The organism is Immundisolibacter sp. (assembly GCF_041601295.1).
GTDB lineage: Bacteria > Pseudomonadota > Gammaproteobacteria > Immundisolibacterales > Immundisolibacteraceae > Immundisolibacter.
The window spans coordinates 1-19,445 of record NZ_JBFIII010000057.1 but is presented as its reverse complement, the minus strand read 5'-3'; the positions used below and the strand labels follow the sequence as shown (position 1 = coordinate 19,445).

Sequence of the window (19,445 nt, the reverse complement as noted above, 5' to 3'; positions counted from 1 at the left end):
CGTGTCGCGGTCCGTCGCGCGCAGGCCGACCACCTCGACATAATGGCGTCGTGCCGCCTCCAGGTCGGTTACAAAAAGGCTCACGTAGCCAATGCGGCTGACAGCCATGGGGCACTCCTCCAGGTTTCCGCGCCAAGCACTTGGGCCGGGACGGGCCAGAGGAATGCTGGGGGAGTGCTGTCGTCGCTGGCTTGTCGGTAGTCAAGGAAGGTGCGAGCGCACGGTGCCTGAGTGGAACCGGATCACTCCATCGGCAACGCAAGGTCGCTACGCGAGCTTGGCTGCGCCTCGTTTTTTCAGGCGGTACGCCAGCTGTGGACGGCTGATGCCGAGCAGGCGGGCAGCCGGCGCCAGCTTGCCGCCGGCACGCGCCACTGCTTCTTGCAGCAGTTGCGCTTCCAAGGTCGGCAGGTCAAGCCCCTGGTCCAGCAGGCCGGCCGCCGTCGCGTCTGCGACGCCGGCACGAATCTGTACCGCACCGTCCACGCCCGGGCCCGCGGAGCGCCGGCTCAGCTTCGAGCCGAAGCTGGCAAAGTGCGACAGGTCGATGGCAGCGTCGTCGTCGGCCATGATCACCGCCCGTTCGACCATGTGTTCGAGCTCGCGCACATTGCCCGGGTAGTCGTACAGCAGCAGCGCTTCTACCGCGCGCTCGGAAACGCCGGTGACGCGTCGCTGGTGCAGGCGACTGAAGCGGGTAAGGAAGTAATCCAGCAGCAGCGGAATGTCTTCCGGCCGCTCGCGCAGCGGCGGGATGACGATCGGAAACACGTTCAGGCGAAAGTACAAGTCCTCGCGAAAGCGCCCATCGCGCATGGCTCGCTCAAGATCGACATTGGTGGCGGCGACAATCCGCACATCGACCTTGCGGGTGGTGCGATCACCGACCCGTTCGATTTCGCCTTCCTGCAGCGCCCTGAGCAACTTGCTTTGGGCGGCGTACGAGAGGGCACCGATCTCGTCCAGGAATAACGTGCCGCCCTGGGCTCGCTCGAAGCGTCCAGGCCGCGATTCGGTGGCGCCGGTGTAGGCGCCGCGCTCGACGCCGAACAGCTCGCTTTCCATCAGGCTCTCAGGAATCGCCGCGCAATTCACCGCCACGAACGGCTGTGTGGCGCGTGGGCTCATGCGGTGCAGTACCCGGGCAAACACTTCCTTGCCGACCCCGGTTTCGCCAAGGATCAGGGCCGCTGCCTTGGTCGGCGCCACTTTGCGCAGCAGGTGCAGAGCGGTAAAGAACGCCGCCGAGCTTCCGACCACGTCTTCCAGGCCCTCATCGGCACCTCGCTCGCTGAAGCGGTTGACGAAGGGCTGCGGCCGCAGATACTCGGAAAAAGCGCTGGCTTCGACGCCCCACTCGTCCAGTGGCTTGCCGATGACCCGGCAACGCGGCGCGCCGGTGGCGCGGCACTCCACTTCGCGGAACAGGATGGCGCGCCCGGTGATGTCGGTGCAGTAACCGCTGGCGTGGCCGGTGAGGATCCAGCACACCGGCTCGGTACCGATGCCCTGGGTGAGCACGTGCACGTTTGCTTCCAGCGAGTCGTTCCACGCCAGTTCGGCATAGAAACGTCCATGCGCGAGGTCGGCGTCCAGATGTATCTCACCGGGCGAGGCAAAGCCGGCGATGGCCTGCAGTTCGCCGCGCATTGACAGCGCTTCCTGGGCGCTGCCCGCCGGGTGGCGTTGGCGGTAAAGCTTGGCATCCTTGCTGCCTTCGGCGTAGCCGATGCGGGTCATCATCTGGCCGGTGCGTTCAAACCCGACGCCCTCAATCAGGGCGCGGCGCAGGTTGGCGAACGCGGCGGACGAGATCAGCGCGATGCGACTGTCGTCCATCCACACGTGACCCGAGCCGGGTGTGAAGCGCAGCAAGCTCCAAACTTCCTGCATCAACTGCGAGGACAACGCGTCCTCCGCGGTGGGGATGATATTGTTCATTTGGGAAGATTCCAGGCCCGAACTGACTCAAAAAAGTGACTATTTAATAATACGCGTGTCGTTAAGATGTGGCTTTGAAGACTCGCCAAAGGTCATCAACAGGCGCTTTGCACCCTAACGGCACGCCCGTTGCGTATGAATATTGTTCAGAGCGGTCGCTGCCCAGGCCGTGGCGTGAGCGATCGTCAAGAGGAGAGCGATATGAATCAACCTGCGTCACCGGTATTGCCGGCGAAGAAATGGACCTTGCAGTATCCGGAGTTGGGCACGGGCCCGCTGCCACACGAGCCGAACATCTCGTCGGCCTACTTCGAAAAGGAGCGCGAGAAATTGTTCAAGCGCACCTGGCTGCTGCTGTGCCGGGAGGATGAACTGCCTCGACCCGGCAGCTATGTGGTCAAGCAAATGCCGATCCTCGAGACCTCGGTACTGCTGGTGCGCGGCGACGACGGCGTGGTGCGGGCATTTCACAACTCTTGCCGGCACCGCGGCAACAAGGTCGTTATGGGTGCTGGCGAGAAGACTGGCGACAGCCGTGGCTTCATGTGTGGCTTTCACGGCTGGACCTACGATTTGCAAGGCAGACTGACCCATATCGTCGACGAGGAAGACTTTTTCGACCTCGACAAGTGCGCCCTGGGCCTGAAACCGATTCACTGCGATACCTGGCGCGGCTTTGTGTTCATCAATGCCATGGATACCCCGCGCGAGACACTGGCCGAAGCGCTCGGCGACTGGGGGCGCGAGGTCGAGGCGTTTCCATTCGAGAACTTCGAACTGGTGAACGTCTACTCCGCCAACGTGCGGTGTAACTGGAAAATCGGACTCGATGCGTTTCAGGAGGGCTACCACGCTCTCACGCTGCACGCCAAAAGCGCTTGCGAGCCGTTTGTGTCCAAGCACAATCCGTTCGCCCACCTGCTGTACGTGAAGTTGTATCCGGAGGGTCAGCGGCGGGCGTCGTTCCCGGCCAATCTCGACTTTGTGCCAGCGCCGTCGGTGCAGCATGCCGTGAAGTACGCGGGAAACAACGTGTATGCCTACCAGGACGGACACACGCGTAACTTGCCGGGGCTGAACCCCAGCGGTGCCTCCGACTGGTCGTTCGATATCAACATCATCTTCCCGCACGTGCAGTTTCTGGCCAGCGACGCCTTCTACGTCACCCAGCACTTCTGGCCGATCTCGGTGGACGAAACCTACTGGGAGCTACGTCAGTACTTGCCCAAATGCACCACCGTGTCCGGGCGCATCGCGCAGCAGAATTCGCAGGCGGCCCTGCGTGACGTGATTCGCGAAGATCTTGTAACCCTGGAGAACACGCAGTCGGTGCTGCGCTCCGGGGCCATCAGCCACATGCAGCTGAACGATAACGAGATTGCTGTGCGCCACTCGTATTTCAAAGTGGCCGAGCGCGTAAACGCGCCGGATTGAGGGAGTTGACCATGGCCACGTTGCCTGAGGAATTTTCGGACCTTGAGCGTTTTGTCAGCGCCGGCTGGGCGTGCCCACGTGAGCACGATCGCTGGACCCGCCGCGTGCAAGGCAGCGCCGAGGAAATCAAGGATTTCTACGACGCCATGTTGTTGCGCATGGACGCGATCGTTGCCTACCTGGACCAGCACCCGCTTGACCAGGTGCCCGAGGGCGATCGGCCGCTGTTTTATCTGGCGCTGGCCTTCATGGACGTGGCCCCGGCTTGGGAGGTATTCCAGGCCGCTGATCTGCCGGAGCCGGCCTTCGAAATCGATCGGATGAAAATTGTTGAACGTCCCTACGCCTGGGAGACCTGAGGCTGGCCTGTTGGTGAGGGTCGCCGGGCGGCGCCCCACTTTCGCCCGAGATTCATAACGCTGCACAAATTCAAGGAGGAGAGACCATGAACCAGCCTGCCGACACGCGGTGGATTCGTAATTACCCAGACTTGGGTACCGGTCCGCTGCCGACCGAACCGATGATCTCGCCCGAGCATTTCCAGATCGAGCGCGACCGCGTGTATCGGCGGTCCTGGCTGGTGGTAGGCCGGGTTGAGGACCTTCCCAAGCCCGGTGACTGGTTCGTCAAGGACATTGCCAGCCCGAAAACCTCGGTGCTGGTGATGCGTGGCGAGGACGGCGTGGTACGTGCTTTCCACAACACCTGCAAGCACCGTGGCAGCAAGCTGTCGCACGGTCGCTGTGGCGGTGGCGTGAAGGGCTTCGTCTGTCCACTGCACGGCTGGGTGTATGACACCGCCGGCAAGCTGGCCTTCGTGCCCGACGAGAACGAGTTCTACCAGCTCGACAAACCGGCACTGGGCTTGACGTCGATTCACTGCGGCGTGTGGGAAGGGTTCGTGTTCATCAACCTGGACCGCGCTCCGGCCATCAGCCTGGATGCGTTCCTGGGCGAAATTCGCGACAGCTACCAGGGCTATTTCGGCGGCCTGGAGGAGGCGGCCCACTACACCGTCACCGCTAACGTGAACTGGAAGCTGCTGTTTGACGTGTCGGTCGAGGCCTACCACGTGTTCAACATCCACCCGATTCATCCGGTCAGTGACGAAGCGGGGAAAAAAGTCGGCGAGCCCCCAGCCAAGCCCGAGATCAAGCTACCGAACATCATCCTGCATCAGTTGCACCGGCTGGTGACCGTGCCGGGCAACCCGTTTCGCCCGCAGTCGCCGGTCGAGCAACTGATGATCAAGTACGGCGTGGTGACGTCGTTCACGTTCCCGGAGCCTGGCGCAAAACCGCCCGATTTGCCGGCTGGGGTCAACCCGGGAGGGTTGCCGGCCTGGAGCTTTGACGTGCTGGGCCTGTTTCCGAACACCGTGCTGCTGACCGGGCGTGGCATCTACGTGACCATCATCATGTGGCCAGAGGCCGTCGACCGCACCTTCTTCGACATTCGCGTTTATATGAAGCCAGTAAAGAATATGGCCGAACGGGTGTGTCGCGAGGCAATCATCGCCATGACCCGCGACGTCATGCGCGAGGATTTCGACCACGTGGAGCCGCAGCAAAGCGCGCTGTCGCCGGATGCGATCAGCCACATCCAGCTGTCCGACCAGGAACTGGCCGTGCGCCATGGGTACGCGGTGTTGCAGCAAATCATCGAACGCGGCTTCCCCGGCGAGGTGGCGGCATGAGCGGCCAGATTCTGCCGGCTGGCTTTGAGGATTTGGCGCGTTTTGTCGAAAGTTGGGCGCTGCCCAGCGAGCGCGAGCGCATGTTGGCGCGCGTCCACAGCGACATGGTTTTGATTGGCGAGTTCTACAAGACCCTGTCGCCGCGGATCACGGCGATGCTGACGCATCTTGAGGCGTACCCGCCCACGCTGGAGACCCTGCCGCCGCCCGAGCAGCAGCTGGCCATGCTGGCATTGTCGTTTATGGAGTGCTCGCGCATTTTCGAGATGTGGAACCAGCAGGACGTGCACTGCGCGAACTTTGTGCCGGAGCGGCTCGACTTCGCGCCGCTGGGGACGCCGGGTTGATACCGCAACGGGCATTCCTGCCGTCGACGGCTTAGCGCGCCATGGGCGGTGCGGATTTTCTAAGGCCTGTGCCGTTGCGCTCCGGCACGGTACCGGTGGCGCCATATATCGACGCGGGCTATTTCGAGGCCGAGCGGAGCCAGGTGTTTCGCCGCTGCTGGCTGAACCTGGCGCGGGAAGAAGAGCTACCCCGCCCGGGCGATTTCCTGGTCAAGGACCTGGAAGTGCTCGACACCCAGGTGCTGTTGGTGCGCGGCGAGGACCGGCGCATCCGGGCTTTTCATAATTTGTGCGTGCATCGCGGCAACCGCTTGGCGCTTGACCGCTGCGGCCACGCTCCTGGCTTCAGTTGCAACTTTCACGGCTGGACCTACGACTCGACCGGCCGGCTGCGGGAGCTGCCGGACCGCGATCAGTTTCCCCACCTGGACCCGGATCAGATTCACCTGAAAGCCCTGGCCTGCGAGGTGTGGAACGGCTTCGTGTTCGTGAATGCGAATCCGCGGCCGGCCGTGTCACTGGCCGATTACCTCGGTGAACTGAACGGAGCCTTCGACGGTTTTCCGTTTGCCGACATGCGCCTGGCGGCCTTCTACCATGCCGAGGTCAAGGCCAACTGGAAGCTGGTGGCCGACGCCTTGCAAGAGGCTTACCACGCGCCGATCCTGCACCGTCGCACGGTGGCCGACGCGGTCGCCGGTCCCGACAATCCGCACTGCCATCTCGCCTCCGTGCGGGTCCACGGTCGGCACCACGCGCTCAGCGTACACGGCAATCTCAGTCACCAGCCCACACCGATGGAGCGCATCGCGTTTCAGTACTCAGCCACGCCGGTTTATCCGGCGCCCTCGGCGCCCTCGGACAGCCAGGCGCCGGGCGTCAACCCACAGCGCGAAGCGGCCTGGATTTTCGATATCAATGTGCTGTTTCCGAATTTCCACCTCGACCCATCGGGCACCTGGTACGGCACCTATCACCTGTGGCCGCTGGCGGTGGACCGCACGCGCTGGGAGTTTCGAATCTACATGTACCCGCCCAGGAATGCCGGCGATGCCCTGGCGCAGGAATACACCAAGGTGCTTGGCCGGTTCGTGCAGCGCGAGGACTTATCCACCGTCGAGGCGACGCATGCCATGTTACGCAGCGGCGTGCTCGAAGAATTGCATCTTTCGGCGCAGGAACTGCCGCTGCTGCACAGCCTTGAGGTGGTCGAGGCGCACCTGCGGGGTGAGTTGTGATCCCTGCCTTACCCGCTGCTTACGCTGACCTTGAGCTGCTCGCCCAAGAGTGGTCCCTGGCTACGGAATCCGAGCGCGCGCAGCGCCATTTGCAGGCTCATTACCCTGAGTTGGAAGCGCTGTATCGCGCCCTGTTGCCGCGCCTGCCGGGCATCCTCGACGACTTGAATCGAAAGCCCATCGACACGTTTGATGCGGGTGAGCAACGGCTGTTCTGGTTGACGCTGTCCTTTGTCGAGGCCGCTGTAGCGGTGGAGCGTTTCCAGTGCGCCGACATGCCGCCGGGCGCGTTCGAGGCAGAGCGGTTTCAGATCGGTGCGACAGCGACGGGAGCAATACCGGTGGGAGGCAATTGTGTTACTGGATAAAAAAAATGTATTGGTGCTTGATGGGGGCGACGGCATTGGCGGGGCGATTGTGGCCTTGTTCCGTGCCGAAGGGGCGAGAGTCAGTTCGACTGTCCTGCCCGACACTGACGTTGCATCGGCGTTCGAGCAAGCGCACACGGCGATGGGCGGGGTCGACATTCTGGTCAATGCGATCTCGGACTGGAGCCCGTGCAAGCCAGAGGACTGGTCAGTTGGGCGCTGGCGCGAGCTGAGCGAGCTCAACGGCGCGGTTGCGGTAAGCGCTGGTCACATCGCGCTCAAGCGCTTGCGCCGCCCGGGCGCGGTCTGTTTTGTTTCTTCCACCTGGGCGATGGCAACCAGCCCGGAGATGGGCCTTGCCGGCGCAAGCAAGGCCGCAGTTGGGCCCCTGACCAAGGCGCTGGGACTGTTCGGTGCGGCGAATGGCTTGCGGGCCAACGCGGTGGTGATGGGGCTTATCGACACCCCTGCGTTGCGGGCGGCGATGGAGCAGCGTGGCCAACTCACAGAACGTCAGGCCGGCAGTAGCACTTTGTTCGACGAAACCGCCGGTCGGGTGCCCATGCGCCGCGCCGGGACGGCGGACGAGGTTGCCAAGGCGGCGGCCTTCCTGTGCTCGGACCACGCGCGGATGATTAATGGCGCCTCTGTCCTGGTGGATGGTGGACTTCTTTACGCGTGAGGTAGACCACGATGGGACTTTTGCAAGGTAAGCGCGCTTTGGTGATCGGGGCTGGTTCCGGGATCGGTCAGGCCACCGCGAAGTTGTTCGCGGAACAGGGCGCACAGGTCGTATGCGGTGATCTGTTCGGGGATCTGTCGCAAGGCACGGCCCAGGACATTACCAGCGCGGGTGGTACCGCCTGGTCGGTGGTGCTGGACATCAGCGTCAAGACACAGGTGCAAGCCACGGTGGCGCGGGCAGTGGAGTTGATGGGTGGCGTCGACATCCTCGTGAGCACGCCGTTTGGCAATATTTCCATGGCGCTTGAGGATTTGGCTGAGGAGCAGTGGGATCTTGAGCACGCGGTTCTCGCCAAGGGCACTTTGTTTGCCATCCAGGCAGCGGTGCCGGTGATGCGGGCGCAAAAGGCCGGGGTGATTCTGGTGGCGACGGCATCCATTTTTGGCGATTACGGTGCGTTTACTCACCCGGCTGTTTTCCCGGCGTATGGAGCTGCCAAGGGGGCTCAGGAGATGCTGATCAGGGTCAGTGCCGGCATGTTTGCGCTGGATGGCATCCGGGTATGTGGCGTGCAGCCAGGGTTTACCTTGACCCAGGGCGCGATCAAGGGGCTCGAAGACCTTGGTGTGCCGGTCGATGGCTTTGTGGCCCAGGCCGGCGCCGGTATGCCGATGGGGCCGGGGCAGCCGGCGGATGTTGCCGAAGGTTTTCTGTTCCTCGCTTCGGACTACGCTTCCTATATCAACGGCTATTGCCTGCCGGTGGATGGTGGCTCGTACGCGGCCCGCTTCGGGCGTCTGCTGGCTTGAGAGGCTCGTTCGTACGGCTAACAGTTTCCTGGCCAAGGTGGACTTTTCCATAATTAATCAAGGAGTTATGTTTTGTTCTTAGTGACAGTGAAAATCAGCGCCAAACCCGGGCAAGGTGACAAACTGGCTCAGTTGCTTCAGGAAATGGCCGCCGAAGGCCGCAAAGAGCCTGGAATGTTGGCCTACGACCCGTACCGGAGTGTCGAGGACCCGGATACGGTGTTCATGTACGAGGTGTACCGTGACCAGTCGGCTCTGGATGGGCATCGGGCCAACGTGGCGCTTGAGCCCTTCCGCGAGCGCCTGATGGCGCTACTCGCGGGCGGGCCGGAGCTGAATACCTGGGCGCCTGCTGGCTGAGAACAAAGGTTGTTACCGGGATATACGGGGTCTGTGTGGCCTCCGAGGGGTACAAGACGATGCAAGGCAAGGCACGCTATTTCGCCCTTTTCGCGCTAGCGATTGGGACATTGCCAGCTGCAGCTGTGCAACTGCACGGCAAGGTTGTGGACGCTACGGGCCGACCTTTGGCGGGGGTGATGGTGACGGTGGAGCCGAGCGCGCCGGTGGTCGGGGCGTTGAGCACCAGTGTGTTTAGCGGGTCTGACGGCAGTTACGAGCTTGCCGATCCGGGTAAGGATGAGGCTGCACTGACCTTGTCGGCGCGCTTGCTCGGTTACGCCCCGGCCGGGCCGACCCCGCTTAGTCAGATGGGCGCCCTGCAGGGGCAGGTTCGGCGTGTCGATCTGACGCTGGAGCGTACCGAAAATGTCGCCGCCGATGTGCCCGCTTCGGCCTGGATGCAAGGATTTCCAGACGATGCCGACAGCCGGCACGCGCTGTGGATTTGCGCCGGTTGTCACCAGTTGCCGGCGCCCAAGATGCAGCGCTACGCAGAGTTCACCCGCGACACGCCGTTGGCGGGCCGCGAGGTGGCCTGGCACGCGATGATTCAGTACATGCGCGTGAAGACATTCGAGTTGGGTCCGGAAATGAGCGCCTGGCCGGATTTTCCGCACGAGGTGAAGGCCGATCCCAGCATCGCCGGTTACGACCTTGAAGATGAAGCCATCATTGCCCGCGCGCTGGCCGCGCATTTGCCGACCGACTACTCGGTCTTGAAGTCCTACAACCCCGGTGCGCCACTGGGGGTGACCCCGCGCACCGTGATCCGCGAGTATCAGATGCCGCCCGACGGCTTTACGCGCGAGGTCGGCTTGTCCGCGCGCTCGCCGTACGCCTGGGGCGCCGATCTGACCCACAATCAACTGGTACGCCTGGATCCCCGCGACAGCACAGTCAAATACTTCAAGGTGCCGTTCGACAAGGCCAGCGGGCCCCATACCATCGTCGATGATCCGCTCGGCAACCTGTGGGTCACCTCGATCGAAAACGATCTGCTCATGCGGCTGGACCCGCAGACCGAGAAATGGACGCTGTACCAGGACTTCGGCGCCGGGGCGCTGATCCATGACCTCGCGCTCGACTCCAACTTTCAGGTCGCCTACGATCACAAGGGCCGCGTCTGGGCGACGCTGATCGGCCTGAACAAGGTTGGCGGCCTCAACCCCGAAACGCGCGAGACGGTGCAGTTCCAGGCACCCCAGCCTGAGGGTAAGGGCACCATCCACACGGCGATTTACGGCATGGTCATGGATTCTGAGCGCAAGCACCTGTGGTACGCGCAGCTCGGCGGTGGGGTCGGGTCGTTCAATGTCGAGACCCTGACGTTCGAAACCCACATTCCCTTTGAGATGGGCGAGGGTCCGCGTCGTCTGGCGATCGATGAAGAAGACCGCATCTATGTGCCGCTGATGGGTTCAAGCGAGGTGTTTATCTACGATACCCGGGCCAAAAAACAGCTGGCGCGGGTCAAGCTGCCCGACCGCTGGGCGGCCACTTACAACGTCACCTGGGACCCGTGGCGCAAATGTTTGTGGGTAGGAACCACCAATGCCGACGTGATCTACCGCATGGATCCAACGACCTACGCTTTTACCCGCTACCCCCTGCCGCGGCCGGGTGCCTTTTTGCGCATGATCACCTTCGATCGCCACACCGGAAACCTATGGACGGCGTACTCCGCCACCGGCGAGGGGCCGCAGGCACTGGTGGAACTGGACCCGGGTGATGGCGTGCGGCCCGCGGCGATGCAGGCTGCCGCGGCGCCGTGATCGGTCGCCCGGGCCTGGTTATGGCCTAGGCGGCCAGGGTCGATTTGAGCCACTGCGCCATGTCGGTGCGCACCTGGTGACCGACCGCCAGCACCCCGGCCATGGACGCAAAGCCGTGGATCATGCCGGGGTAGCGGACCAGGCGGGTGGTGACGCCCGCCTGGCCAAGGCGGCGGGCGTAGGCCTCGCCCTCGCTGCGCAGGACGTCGAATTCAGCCGTGACCACCAGCGCGGGCGGCAAGCCGGCAAGGTCGGATGCCAGCAGCGGCGACACCTGGGGATCGCGGGCCGCTTCGGGACTGGCCAGGTAGTGGTCCCGAAACCAGCTCATGGCACCGGCCGTCAGGCCGTAGCCTTCGCCACAGGCTCGGTAGGATTCGCCGTCCAGGCGCGACATGTCGGTCACCGGATACATCAGCAGCTGGGCGCGTAGCGGCGCGTTGCCACTATCGCGGGCAGCGATCGCGACTACCGCAGCAAGATTGCCGCCGGCGCTGTCGCCTCCAACCGCCAGACGGGTCGGGTCAAACCCCAGTTCGTCCGCATGGGTCGCTGCCCAGGCAGTGGCAGCGATGGCGTCCTGCGCGGCGGCCGGAAAGCGTTGTTCCGGCGCCAGGCGGTAGTCCACGGCCAGCACGCCGCAACCGGCCTGCGCGGCGAGGTCGCGGCACAGGTCGTCGTGGCTGTCGAGGTCGCCAATCACCCAGCCACCGCCATGGAAGAACACCAGCCCGGCCAAGGTGCCGGTTGTTTGCGGGTGGTACAGGCGTGCCTTGAGTGCGCCACCGGGCCCCGGCAGGGTGAGGTCGCGTACCTGCGCCAATGGCGTGCTGGGGCCGGCGGTCATTTTCAGCTGCATGGCGAATCCCACACGCACCTGCTCGGGGGTCAGCGCTTCGAGCGGCGGCGGGTCCATGGCGGCAAGCTGGGCCAGGTGGGCGGCGACTTGTGGATGCAGTTGGCCGGATAGGGGGGCCGCCAGGGCCGATTCAAGATCTTGGTTCATAGGACTCACAATAGGAAGCTCAGGTTGTCGATGGCCTCGTCGCTTTGCGTCAGCAGCACGGTTTTAGCCTTGATCTGGAAATTGTCACCGCTGGCCAGCAGGCGGTGCTGGCAGACCCCGGACCAGATTTCCTGGCGCCCGCGCCGCAGTTCGGCGAGTAGAAAGTTGGAACGGGTGTGCAACTCGCCCTCGCGCAGCTCGAAGCGGATATTGCCAACCACCCGGCGCATGCGCGAGCGCGGGCGCTGGCTGTGCGCGGCCGGGCTCGCCAGGCGCCACACGCGGTCCTGCAGGCGGGCATAGTCGTCATAGATCAGCGACACCTCTCGCGTCGGGTCACCGCCCGCGCGGCCATTGCAGGGCACCCAATAACAGGCGTCCGGTGTCCACAGTGCCAACCATTCCTCGACGGCGAACTCGTCGAGCAGATCCGCCTCGTGAAACAGGAACGACTCGATGGTCTCGCGCGTGATGTCCATGCCTGCTCAAGCCTCGCTCATCATCCGTTTCCATTCGCGCAGTTGCCCGCGCTGGGTGGTCTCGTCGCCGGGCATGCCGATGATCGAGCCGTCTGTGTCCTGGCGTTCGCGCTCCAGGCCGCGCGCCAGATAGACCCACGGCTCCACCGTGGCGCCCAGGCCTTGCTGGTTACGCTCGAAGATTTCGGCGTCGTCCGGTGCTCCAGCCCCGGCCGGACCATAGAAGGACTCGTGCTGGCGCAGCCGCATTTCGTTGATGGATGGCGGCACATCCTTGAGGAGTGCCGGGAACATCAGCACCTCGGTGTCGTCCACCGCCAGCGGCCGGATAATGCGGATCTGGATGCCAATCAGTTGCAGGTTGGGATAGATGCCGACATGCGGGTCGCCGGCCCAGGCCAGTAACTCGCGGGCACGTTGCGGGCCATGGGCCTCCTGCATGGCGGCGATGTAATCCTCGCCACCCGGACGCTTGCGGATGCCGGCCAGGTACTCGTCCACGTGCGCCAGGCGGCTGGGGAACATGTCGAGCAGAACATGGCCGTTGCCGGCATCGCGGGTGAGGTTGCCGGACTCGTCGCAGAACGGGTCGCCGTGGTGAAGATTGGCCATGCCCCCGCCGGGCCGCCGCTTCCAGGAATCCATCACCGAGCGGTGCGTGTAGTGTGGGTGGTAGCCGTCCATGCCGACGAACTTCCAGTTGCCGCGATAGCGTGTGCGGTGCACGCCGGCGGTAACGTCGATCTCGCCGGTCGGAGACGCGTCCAGGAAAATGTCCAGATAGCGCCGGGCCAGTCCAAGGTGTTCCAGCAAGGACTGCCCGGTCGGCGCCAGGCTGGCGAACACGAAGCCGCGGTAGCTTTCCATGCGCGGCACTGGCGTGAGGCCGAAATCCTCGCGTCGGAACTGCGCGCCATAAGCGTTCGCAAGCGGCACATCTTCCAGCTCACCGGTATTGCGGTACACCCAGCCGTGGTACCAGCAGCGCAGGAATTTCTCGTTGCCGGTTTCGTCTTCGCACAGGGTCATGCCGCGGTGGCGACAGCGATTCATGAACACGCGTACCTGGCCATCATCGCCACGCACCATCAGCACCGGCTGGCGCCCCAGCGTGGTGGCGCGAAAATCGCCCGGCTGCGGAATCTCCGCTTCATGACCCAGACACAGCCAGCCGCGGTGGAAAATGCGTGCCATCTCCTGCTCGAAGATGGCGGGGTCGGTGTAGATGGAGCCGTGAATTCGGTCGGTCTGCACCAGGTGGGCGTAATCGGAAAGGGCCTGCGGTGCGTTCATGGTGCTCCTCGGCGGGGGCGGTTGGGAAAGCAAAATTAGCACGCCTTCCCGGCTGATCGTTCGGTCGGCATGCCGGGCTATGATTGACACCGGGCACGGTCCGGTTCCAGCCAGACTGATTGCCGTAACTAAATCACGAGGAGAACGCCGATGAGCCAACCCAATGGTGCCGAAGTATTTCTCGACATTCTGACTGGATACGGCGTGGAGGCGATCTTCTCGTCGCCCGGATCTGAATGGCCGCCCTTATGGGAAGCCCTGGCCCGCCGCCAGGCAGCGGGCCAGCCGGCGCCGACCTACTACAACATCCGCCACGAGGACCTGGCCATTGGCGAGGCGATGGGCTACGCCCGCGCCACCGGCAAGCTTGGGGTGTGCCTGATCCACGCCACCGTCGGCACCTTGCATGCCTCAATGGGCATCCGCGCCGCGTATCACGAGCAGATTCCCCTGCTGGTGCTGGCCGGTGAGTCGGTGACCTTCGGTGAGGGACCGGATGCCTGGGTCGGCGCGCAGTGGGGTCGCTTCCTGGCCGATCATGGCGGGCCGGCGCGGCTGGTCGACAGTTTTACCAAGTCCAGCTTCGGCCTGAATACGCCGGCTGTTTTGGCCGGCGCCGTACACCGCGCCTGTGCACTGGCCATGGCCGCGCCGCAAGGGCCGGTATTTTTGTCCCTGCCGTTCGAGTATCTGCATCAGCCGGCGGTGTTGCCGGCACCCACCCGGTACGCGACGCCCAGCACGCCGCAGCCGCTGCGCGCGCCGCTGGCCGAGGCCGCCGACTGGCTGCGCTCGGCAACAAACCCGCTGATCATTGTCGAGAATGCCGCTCGCACGGCGGAGCAGGCGCAGCAACTGGTGGCACTGGCCGAGCGCCTTGGCGCCGGCGTGGTGGAAGGTCAGCACCCGGGCTACGTGAATTTCCCGCGAGACCATGACCTGCACGCCGGTTTCTATGCCCAGCCCTGGCTGGGGGAAGTGGATGCGGTGCTGATGCTGGAGTCACCCGGTCCGTGGTATCCGCCGACCGCCATGACGCCCAAGACCGCCAGGCTGATCAATGTGGCACAGGATCCCTTGCGCGAGCGTGACCCCTACACCGGATTTACCGCCGATCTGCAAATCCAGGGCGATGCGATGGCGGCGGTGGAGGTATTGCTGGAACTGATCCCGCAGGCCACCGGCGGCGCCGATGCAAGGCGCAAAGTGTGGGCCGGGCGCAGCACGGGCCGGCGTGCCCAGTGGCGCGAGGACGCGCTGCAGAATGCCGCCGCCACGCCTATTGACGCACGCTTTCTGTGCCACGAACTGAATGCCTGCCTGCCGGATGACGCGGTGATCGTGGACGAGACCATCCTGTCCCACCACACCATCATCAACGTGATGGACCGCCTGAAGCCCGGCCATTTCATCAACGCCCTGTCGGGTGGTCTGGGCCTGGGTCTGGGGATGGGTCTGGGCGCCGCCATCGGCCTCAAGGACAAACTGTTGGTCACCTTCGTGGGCGACGGCACCTATAACTACAACCCCGGCCTGGCCGCGCTCGGTTTCTCCCAGCAGTACAGCGTCGGGATGCTCACGGTGATTTTCAACAACGGTCACTACCGGTCCATGCAGATGGGTACCGAGTTCCTCTACCCGCAGGGCGCGGCGGTGACCAACCGTAATCATGTCAGTTCGCCGATCGCGCCGAACCCGGACTATGGCCAGTTGGCAGTGATGTTCGGTGGCTATGGCGAGAAGGTTGAAGACCCGGCGCAGATTCGTGGCGCCGTCGAACGGGCGGTGGCGGCCGTGCGCGACGGCAAGCCGGCCATTCTGGACGTGCGCATCGGCGACGAAATCGCCTTCCTGGCCAAGGTATTCGGTGGCTGATCAGGTCGGCGATCGCCCGCGGCCGGCAACGGCGGCGGGCGTGCGCCGGACTCGCTCCAGATTTGTGCACGACTGGCCGATAACGCGTCAGTCATGCCATCGCTACGTCCCAGTAGTCACCCAGAGCGAGTTGAAACCAAGGTGAACATGCCCCTACCCACCTGCGTCAATAGTTCGCCCTACGACGGTATCAGCAAGCAGGCAAAGCCTGATGAAGCAGGTATCTGGCAGGGTCAGTTTCGCGGCTTGCGTTTGTCGAGCGTGTTTCAGCCGGTGGTCACTTTGAGCACCGGCCGGGTGGTGGGCCATGAAGGTCTGGTGCGCCTCGACTATGCCGATGGTCGCGGCGCCACACCGTTTCGGTTCTTCAGTGGCGGGCTGGACGAGGTGGGTCTGGTCGATCTGGATCGCCTGTGTCGCTTGCTGCACCTGCGCAATTTTCAGCGCCAGGCCGGAGAAGACGCTGGCTGGTTGTTTCTTAATGTGTCGCCGCTGGTGGTGGCGAGCCGCCGCCGCCACGGCGAATTTCTGGCCCCACTGCTGGAGGCAACCGGTTTTGATCCGGCCCGGGTGGTGGTGGAAATCGCCGAAAGCGGCGTTCAGGATGGCGACACCCTGGCCGATGCGGTGGCCCATTACCGGCGCATGGGTTGCCTGGTAGCCATCGACGACTATGGCGTCGGGTTATCCAGCGTTACCCGCCTGTGGTCGCTGGGTGTCGATATCGTCAAGCTGGACCGGGAGTTGCTCAGAGCGGCGCTGGCCAGTCCCGACGAGCGCCGTCTGTTGCCGAGCCTGGTCGAGTTTTTGCACGATTGCGGCACGCTGGTGCTGATGGAAGGGGTGGAGACTTTTACCGAGGCGTTGCTGGCGCTGGAGGTCGGCTGCGACCTGGCCCAGGGCTTTCATTTCGCGCGGCCAGCGGCCAACCTGCTGGAAATTGCAGCAGCTACCCCCATCGACGCCCTGCGCGCGGCGGCAAGTTCGTCCGCCGCCGCGGCGCCACTGCCCGGCTGGTTGGACGAATGGCGCGCAAATCTGGCTGCTGCTGCGCGGCGCCTGGCCGCTGGTGACGACGTGCGAACCTCGACCGCCCCGCTGCTTGGACACAGGCCGTTATTGCGTTGTTACTGGCTGGATCGGGATGGCATCCAGCGTGGCGACAGCGTCATGGGTACTCAGGCGAGTGCGCCGCGCTTTCCGCTATTGCTGGATCAGCACGGCGCTGATGCCTCGGAAAGTGGTTATTTCGCGCGCGCTGTCGCGCGCCCGGATGCGGTGCAGATAAGCCGCGCTCATCTGCAACGCGGCTTTGGCGTCGCCTGTCTGACCTTGGCAGTAACCGCGCCACTGGCTGGCGTGCCGGGCGTACTGTGCTGCGATCTGGCCTGGGGAAGCGACCAAGGCACTCGCCCGTCTGGCGAGGGCGACGATCCTGGCCAGGGATGCTGACGGCCGGAGTACACCAGCCCGTTGAGAAATGTTTTCACATGTTGGCTGTTGCCAGTCCAGGCTGGTGAGCCCAAGCATTTCCGGCAAGCGTTTCGATCGGTACCGGCCGACCCAGCAAAAAGCCCTGTCCGTAATTGACGCCGATGTCCTTGCGCAGTCGCAGGGTGTCGGCTTCCTCCACGAACTCGGCGATGGTCTCGATACCCATGATGGTGGCCAGGCGATGGATGGCCTCCACCATGGCACGGTCGATCGGTTCGCGCGTGATGTCGCGCACAAAGCTGCCGTCGAGCTTGAGGTAGTCCGTCGGCAGGTGCTTGAGGTAGGCGAACGACGACACGCCAGTGCCAAAGTCGTCCAGCGCGAACCGGCAGCCCATGCTGCGCAGGCGCTGAATGAACGCGCGCGTGCGACCAAGATGCGCCACGGCTGTTGCCTCGGTCAGTTCCATGCACAACTTGCCGTCGACGCGGCGCGGATCGGCAAAGTAGTTCTCGAAGATGGCCATGACTGCCTCGTCCTCCAGCGAGCTACCGGACAGGTTCAGCGATAGCCGGGCGCCACCGACCGCGTCGGGCTGCAGCAACAGGGGCAGGGCGTGATCCAGCACGTAACGGTCGATCAGCGGCATCAGGCCAAAGCGTTCGGCCGCCGGCAGGAAGGTGCCCGGCAGCACAATGCGCCCGTCGTGATGGCGCAGGCGCAGCAGTACCTCGAACCACGGTTTTGAACTCGCATCAGCCAGCGCAGTGATCGGTTGCACATACAGAACCAGGCGCTTCTCATCCATCGCCAGGCGCAGTTCGGTGGCCCACTGCATCTCGCTGCGCCGACGCGCAAGATCGGCATCACCGGGACGAAACAGATGCACCCGATTGCGGCCCAGATCCTTGGCGGTATAGCAGGCAAGGTCGGCCTCGGTCAGCAGTTCTGCTGCCGAGGCGGCGGTGGCCGTGATCGGCACCAGACCGATACTGGCGCCGACGTTGAAGCTGCGCTCGCCGTAGCGGAAGCGAAAGTCGCCAATGATGCCCAGCAGCTCGGCGGCAATCTCGGCGGCTTTTTGCGGTGGGCAGTCGGCCAGTAACACCCCGAATTCGTCGCCACCCAGGCGCGCCAGTGTGTCGCCGCGGCGAATTTTCTGGCTGAGCAGGGTAGCCAGCTCGGCCAGTAATTGATCGCCGGCGCCGTGGCCGCAGCCGTCGTTGACGACCTTGAATTGATCCAGGTCCACGTAGCACAGGGCGTGCTGCGAATTCGTCCTTCTGGCCTGTTCCAGCAGCTCGTCCAGCCGGGTCTCGAACTCACGCCGGTTGGGCAGGCTGGTCAAGGGGTCGTGCCGGGCCTGATGTGACATTTCCGCCGCCAGGCGACGGGCTCCGGTGACGTCATGGAAAACGATGATCGCCCCGGCCAGGGTGCCGTCCGGCATGCGGATGGGCGCCGCCGAGTCCTCAATGGCGTATTCGCTGCCGTTGCGGCTGAGCAGCGCCGTGTGATTGGCCAGCCCTACCACCCGCTCCTCGGCGAGGCACAGCAGCAGCGGGTTGTCCGCCGGGGTACGCGTGTCCTCGTTGATGATCTTGAAGACTTCGGTGATTGGCCGGTTTTGTGCCTCGGCCTGTGACCATCCAGTCAGCTGTTCGGCCACCGGGTTCAGGCCGGTCACGCGGGCCTGGGCGTCGGTGGTGATGACGCCGTCGCCAATCGATTGCAGTGTTATCCGCGCCAGTTCCTCGGCGCGCGCCAGGGTTGCTTCGGCCTGCTTGCGCTCGGTGATGTCGCGGCCGGAGAAATGCACCGCGCCCTCGCCCCAGGACGGCTGCAGCGTGAGTGTGATGTCAATCCAGAATTCCGTGCCGTCCAGGCGTTTGGCTAGCCACTCGAAGCGGGCGTGGCCATGGCGTAGCGTTTGCTCATAGACGCCCTGGGCACGCTGCGTCGACGGTTGGCCGTCTGGCTGGACAGGCAAAGCAAAATCTATAGGCGTACGACCCAATAACTGGGCTTTGTCCTGTACGCCATACAGGTGGCACAGGGCGGTGTTGCATTCGATGAAGCGCGGCGCGTCATCCATGATGGAGACAAAGCCACAGGCGTCCGACGCCACCTCGAACAAATCCCTGAAACGTGCCTCCGTGCGTTGCAGCGATTCATTGGTTTCAAGCGCCTCGCTGATGTCGCGGATATGCGCACAGAAGGCTTCGGGGCCGACCGATGGCAGGGCGATGAGCTCCACCTCTATTTGCAGCAGCGTGTTATCGGTCTGCAGAAACTGCCAGCGGGTCAGATGGCGACCCTGTTTGAGCGCCAGCTTGTTGGCACGCTCGAAATCGGTCCGCGCCTCGAGGCGCCGGGCGGGATCCATCGGTTCAGCTCGGGCCAGGGCGATAGCCAGGTCTTGGTTCGCGCTGCTCGCGTCGCGGATGCCCATGAGCGCGGCGAACGCCTGGTTCCAGTGCCGCGCGCGCATTGTCTCAATGGTGACGCCCTCCAGGATCGCCACCGGATCGGTCATGCGCTCCAGCCAATCTGTGAAGCGGGGTTCGTGCTCCATGGGCTCTCTCTCCTGAGGCCTTTTTACTTATTACTTATTCGGATCAGCGCAAGTCGTGCGGCAAGAGTTATATTTTTATACAAATGTATGT

At 63.8% G+C, this 19,445-nt stretch carries 17 protein-coding genes; 12 read left to right on the top strand and 5 right to left on the bottom strand.

Annotated features, from left to right (window positions below; genetic code table 11):
* Positions 1-267: 267 nt before the first annotated feature.
* Complete coding sequence (locus ABZF37_RS08960; RefSeq protein WP_372719026.1) at positions 268-1,941, bottom strand: sigma 54-interacting transcriptional regulator; 1,674 nt, start codon at positions 1,939-1,941, stop codon at positions 268-270.
* A 201-nt stretch (positions 1,942-2,142) separates the two neighbouring features.
* On the opposite strand from ABZF37_RS08960, the gene ABZF37_RS08955 reads away from it, so the two are divergent.
* From ABZF37_RS08955 to ABZF37_RS08910, 10 genes are all read left to right on the top strand, one after another.
* The gene (locus ABZF37_RS08955) at positions 2,143-3,375 is read left to right on the top strand and encodes an SRPBCC family protein (RefSeq protein WP_372719024.1); all 1,233 of its coding nucleotides are present in this window, start codon (positions 2,143-2,145) and stop codon (positions 3,373-3,375) included.
* An 11-nt stretch (positions 3,376-3,386) separates the two neighbouring features.
* Positions 3,387-3,734 (top strand): hypothetical protein, encoded by a 348-nt coding sequence (locus ABZF37_RS08950; RefSeq protein ID WP_372719021.1) that lies wholly within the window; start codon positions 3,387-3,389, stop codon positions 3,732-3,734.
* 86 nt (positions 3,735-3,820) lie between these two features.
* Positions 3,821-5,071 carry an aromatic ring-hydroxylating dioxygenase subunit alpha gene (locus tag ABZF37_RS08945; protein ID WP_372719019.1) on the top strand — a complete coding sequence of 417 codons (1,251 nt, stop codon included), beginning with the start codon at positions 3,821-3,823 and terminating at the stop codon, positions 5,069-5,071.
* On the top strand, positions 5,068-5,418 hold the full coding sequence (locus tag ABZF37_RS08940) for a hypothetical protein (RefSeq protein WP_372719017.1): 351 nt from the start codon (positions 5,068-5,070) through the stop codon (positions 5,416-5,418). Before ABZF37_RS08945 ends, ABZF37_RS08940 begins: the two co-directional genes overlap by 4 nt.
* 68 nt (positions 5,419-5,486) lie before the next feature.
* Positions 5,487-6,656 (top strand): aromatic ring-hydroxylating dioxygenase subunit alpha, encoded by a 1,170-nt coding sequence (locus ABZF37_RS08935; protein WP_372719015.1) that lies wholly within the window; start codon positions 5,487-5,489, stop codon positions 6,654-6,656.
* Entirely contained in the window at positions 6,653-7,024 is a 372-nt protein-coding gene (locus tag ABZF37_RS08930; RefSeq protein ID WP_372719013.1) for a hypothetical protein, read from the top strand. Before ABZF37_RS08935 ends, ABZF37_RS08930 begins: the two co-directional genes overlap by 4 nt.
* Positions 7,011-7,706 (top strand): SDR family NAD(P)-dependent oxidoreductase, encoded by a 696-nt coding sequence (locus tag ABZF37_RS08925; RefSeq protein ID WP_372719011.1) that lies wholly within the window; start codon positions 7,011-7,013, stop codon positions 7,704-7,706. Before ABZF37_RS08930 ends, ABZF37_RS08925 begins: the two co-directional genes overlap by 14 nt.
* Positions 7,707-7,717: 11 nt before the next feature.
* The gene (locus tag ABZF37_RS08920; RefSeq protein WP_372719008.1) at positions 7,718-8,518 is read left to right on the top strand and encodes an SDR family NAD(P)-dependent oxidoreductase; all 801 of its coding nucleotides are present in this window, start codon (positions 7,718-7,720) and stop codon (positions 8,516-8,518) included.
* 81 nt (positions 8,519-8,599) lie between these two features.
* Entirely contained in the window at positions 8,600-8,878 is a 279-nt protein-coding gene (locus tag ABZF37_RS08915) for a putative quinol monooxygenase (protein ID WP_372719029.1), read from the top strand.
* A 110-nt stretch (positions 8,879-8,988) separates the two neighbouring features.
* Positions 8,989-10,692 carry a hypothetical protein gene (locus tag ABZF37_RS08910; RefSeq protein WP_372719006.1) on the top strand — a complete coding sequence of 568 codons (1,704 nt, stop codon included), beginning with the start codon at positions 8,989-8,991 and terminating at the stop codon, positions 10,690-10,692.
* 25 nt (positions 10,693-10,717) lie between these two features.
* Here the strand turns inward: ABZF37_RS08910 and ABZF37_RS08905 are convergent, their stop codons facing one another.
* Genes ABZF37_RS08905 through ABZF37_RS08895 form a run of 3 tightly spaced genes read right to left on the bottom strand, consistent with a single transcriptional unit; the run spans position 10,718 to position 13,470 of the window.
* A complete protein-coding gene (locus tag ABZF37_RS08905; protein ID WP_372719004.1) occupies positions 10,718-11,698 on the bottom strand; it encodes an alpha/beta hydrolase in 981 nt (326 codons plus the stop codon).
* Between the two features lie 5 nt (positions 11,699-11,703).
* Entirely contained in the window at positions 11,704-12,177 is a 474-nt protein-coding gene (locus tag ABZF37_RS08900) for an aromatic-ring-hydroxylating dioxygenase subunit beta (protein ID WP_372719001.1), read from the bottom strand.
* 6 nt (positions 12,178-12,183) lie between these two features.
* Positions 12,184-13,470: a Rieske 2Fe-2S domain-containing protein gene (locus tag ABZF37_RS08895; RefSeq protein WP_372718999.1), complete on the bottom strand. Its 1,287-nt coding sequence runs from the start codon at positions 13,468-13,470 to the stop codon at positions 12,184-12,186.
* Positions 13,471-13,620: 150 nt separating this feature from the next.
* Between ABZF37_RS08895 and ABZF37_RS08890 the strand changes: the two genes are divergently transcribed.
* Together ABZF37_RS08890 and ABZF37_RS08885 are read left to right on the top strand one after the other, a co-directional pair.
* Positions 13,621-15,345 (top strand): thiamine pyrophosphate-binding protein, encoded by a 1,725-nt coding sequence (locus ABZF37_RS08890; RefSeq protein WP_372718997.1) that lies wholly within the window; start codon positions 13,621-13,623, stop codon positions 15,343-15,345.
* Between the two features lie 147 nt (positions 15,346-15,492).
* Positions 15,493-16,797, top strand: a complete 1,305-nt coding sequence (locus tag ABZF37_RS08885; protein ID WP_372718995.1) for an EAL domain-containing protein — start codon at positions 15,493-15,495, stop codon at positions 16,795-16,797.
* A 34-nt stretch (positions 16,798-16,831) separates the two neighbouring features.
* Here the strand turns inward: ABZF37_RS08885 and ABZF37_RS08880 are convergent, their stop codons facing one another.
* Entirely contained in the window at positions 16,832-19,354 is a 2,523-nt protein-coding gene (locus ABZF37_RS08880; RefSeq protein ID WP_372718993.1) for an EAL domain-containing protein, read from the bottom strand.
* Positions 19,355-19,445 lie beyond the last annotated feature (91 nt).

Excerpts from the sequence above, each read along its gene's own strand:
- ABZF37_RS08960 (WP_372719026.1), bottom strand. The coding sequence starts at position 1,941 with ATGAACAATATCATCCCCACCGCGGAGGACGCGTTGTCCTCGCAGTTG.
- ABZF37_RS08955 (WP_372719024.1), top strand. The coding sequence starts at position 2,143 with ATGAATCAACCTGCGTCACCGGTATTGCCGGCGAAGAAATGGACCTTG.
- ABZF37_RS08950 (WP_372719021.1), top strand. The coding sequence starts at position 3,387 with ATGGCCACGTTGCCTGAGGAATTTTCGGACCTTGAGCGTTTTGTCAGC.
- ABZF37_RS08945 (WP_372719019.1), top strand. The coding sequence starts at position 3,821 with ATGAACCAGCCTGCCGACACGCGGTGGATTCGTAATTACCCAGACTTG.
- ABZF37_RS08940 (WP_372719017.1), top strand. The coding sequence starts at position 5,068 with ATGAGCGGCCAGATTCTGCCGGCTGGCTTTGAGGATTTGGCGCGTTTT.
- ABZF37_RS08920 (WP_372719008.1), top strand. The coding sequence starts at position 7,718 with ATGGGACTTTTGCAAGGTAAGCGCGCTTTGGTGATCGGGGCTGGTTCC.
- ABZF37_RS08905 (WP_372719004.1), bottom strand. The coding sequence starts at position 11,698 with ATGAACCAAGATCTTGAATCGGCCCTGGCGGCCCCCCTATCCGGCCAA.
- ABZF37_RS08900 (WP_372719001.1), bottom strand. The coding sequence starts at position 12,177 with ATGGACATCACGCGCGAGACCATCGAGTCGTTCCTGTTTCACGAGGCG.
- ABZF37_RS08895 (WP_372718999.1), bottom strand. The coding sequence starts at position 13,470 with ATGAACGCACCGCAGGCCCTTTCCGATTACGCCCACCTGGTGCAGACC.
- ABZF37_RS08890 (WP_372718997.1), top strand. The coding sequence starts at position 13,621 with ATGAGCCAACCCAATGGTGCCGAAGTATTTCTCGACATTCTGACTGGA.
- ABZF37_RS08885 (WP_372718995.1), top strand. The coding sequence starts at position 15,493 with ATGCCCCTACCCACCTGCGTCAATAGTTCGCCCTACGACGGTATCAGC.
- ABZF37_RS08880 (WP_372718993.1), bottom strand. The coding sequence starts at position 19,354 with ATGGAGCACGAACCCCGCTTCACAGATTGGCTGGAGCGCATGACCGAT.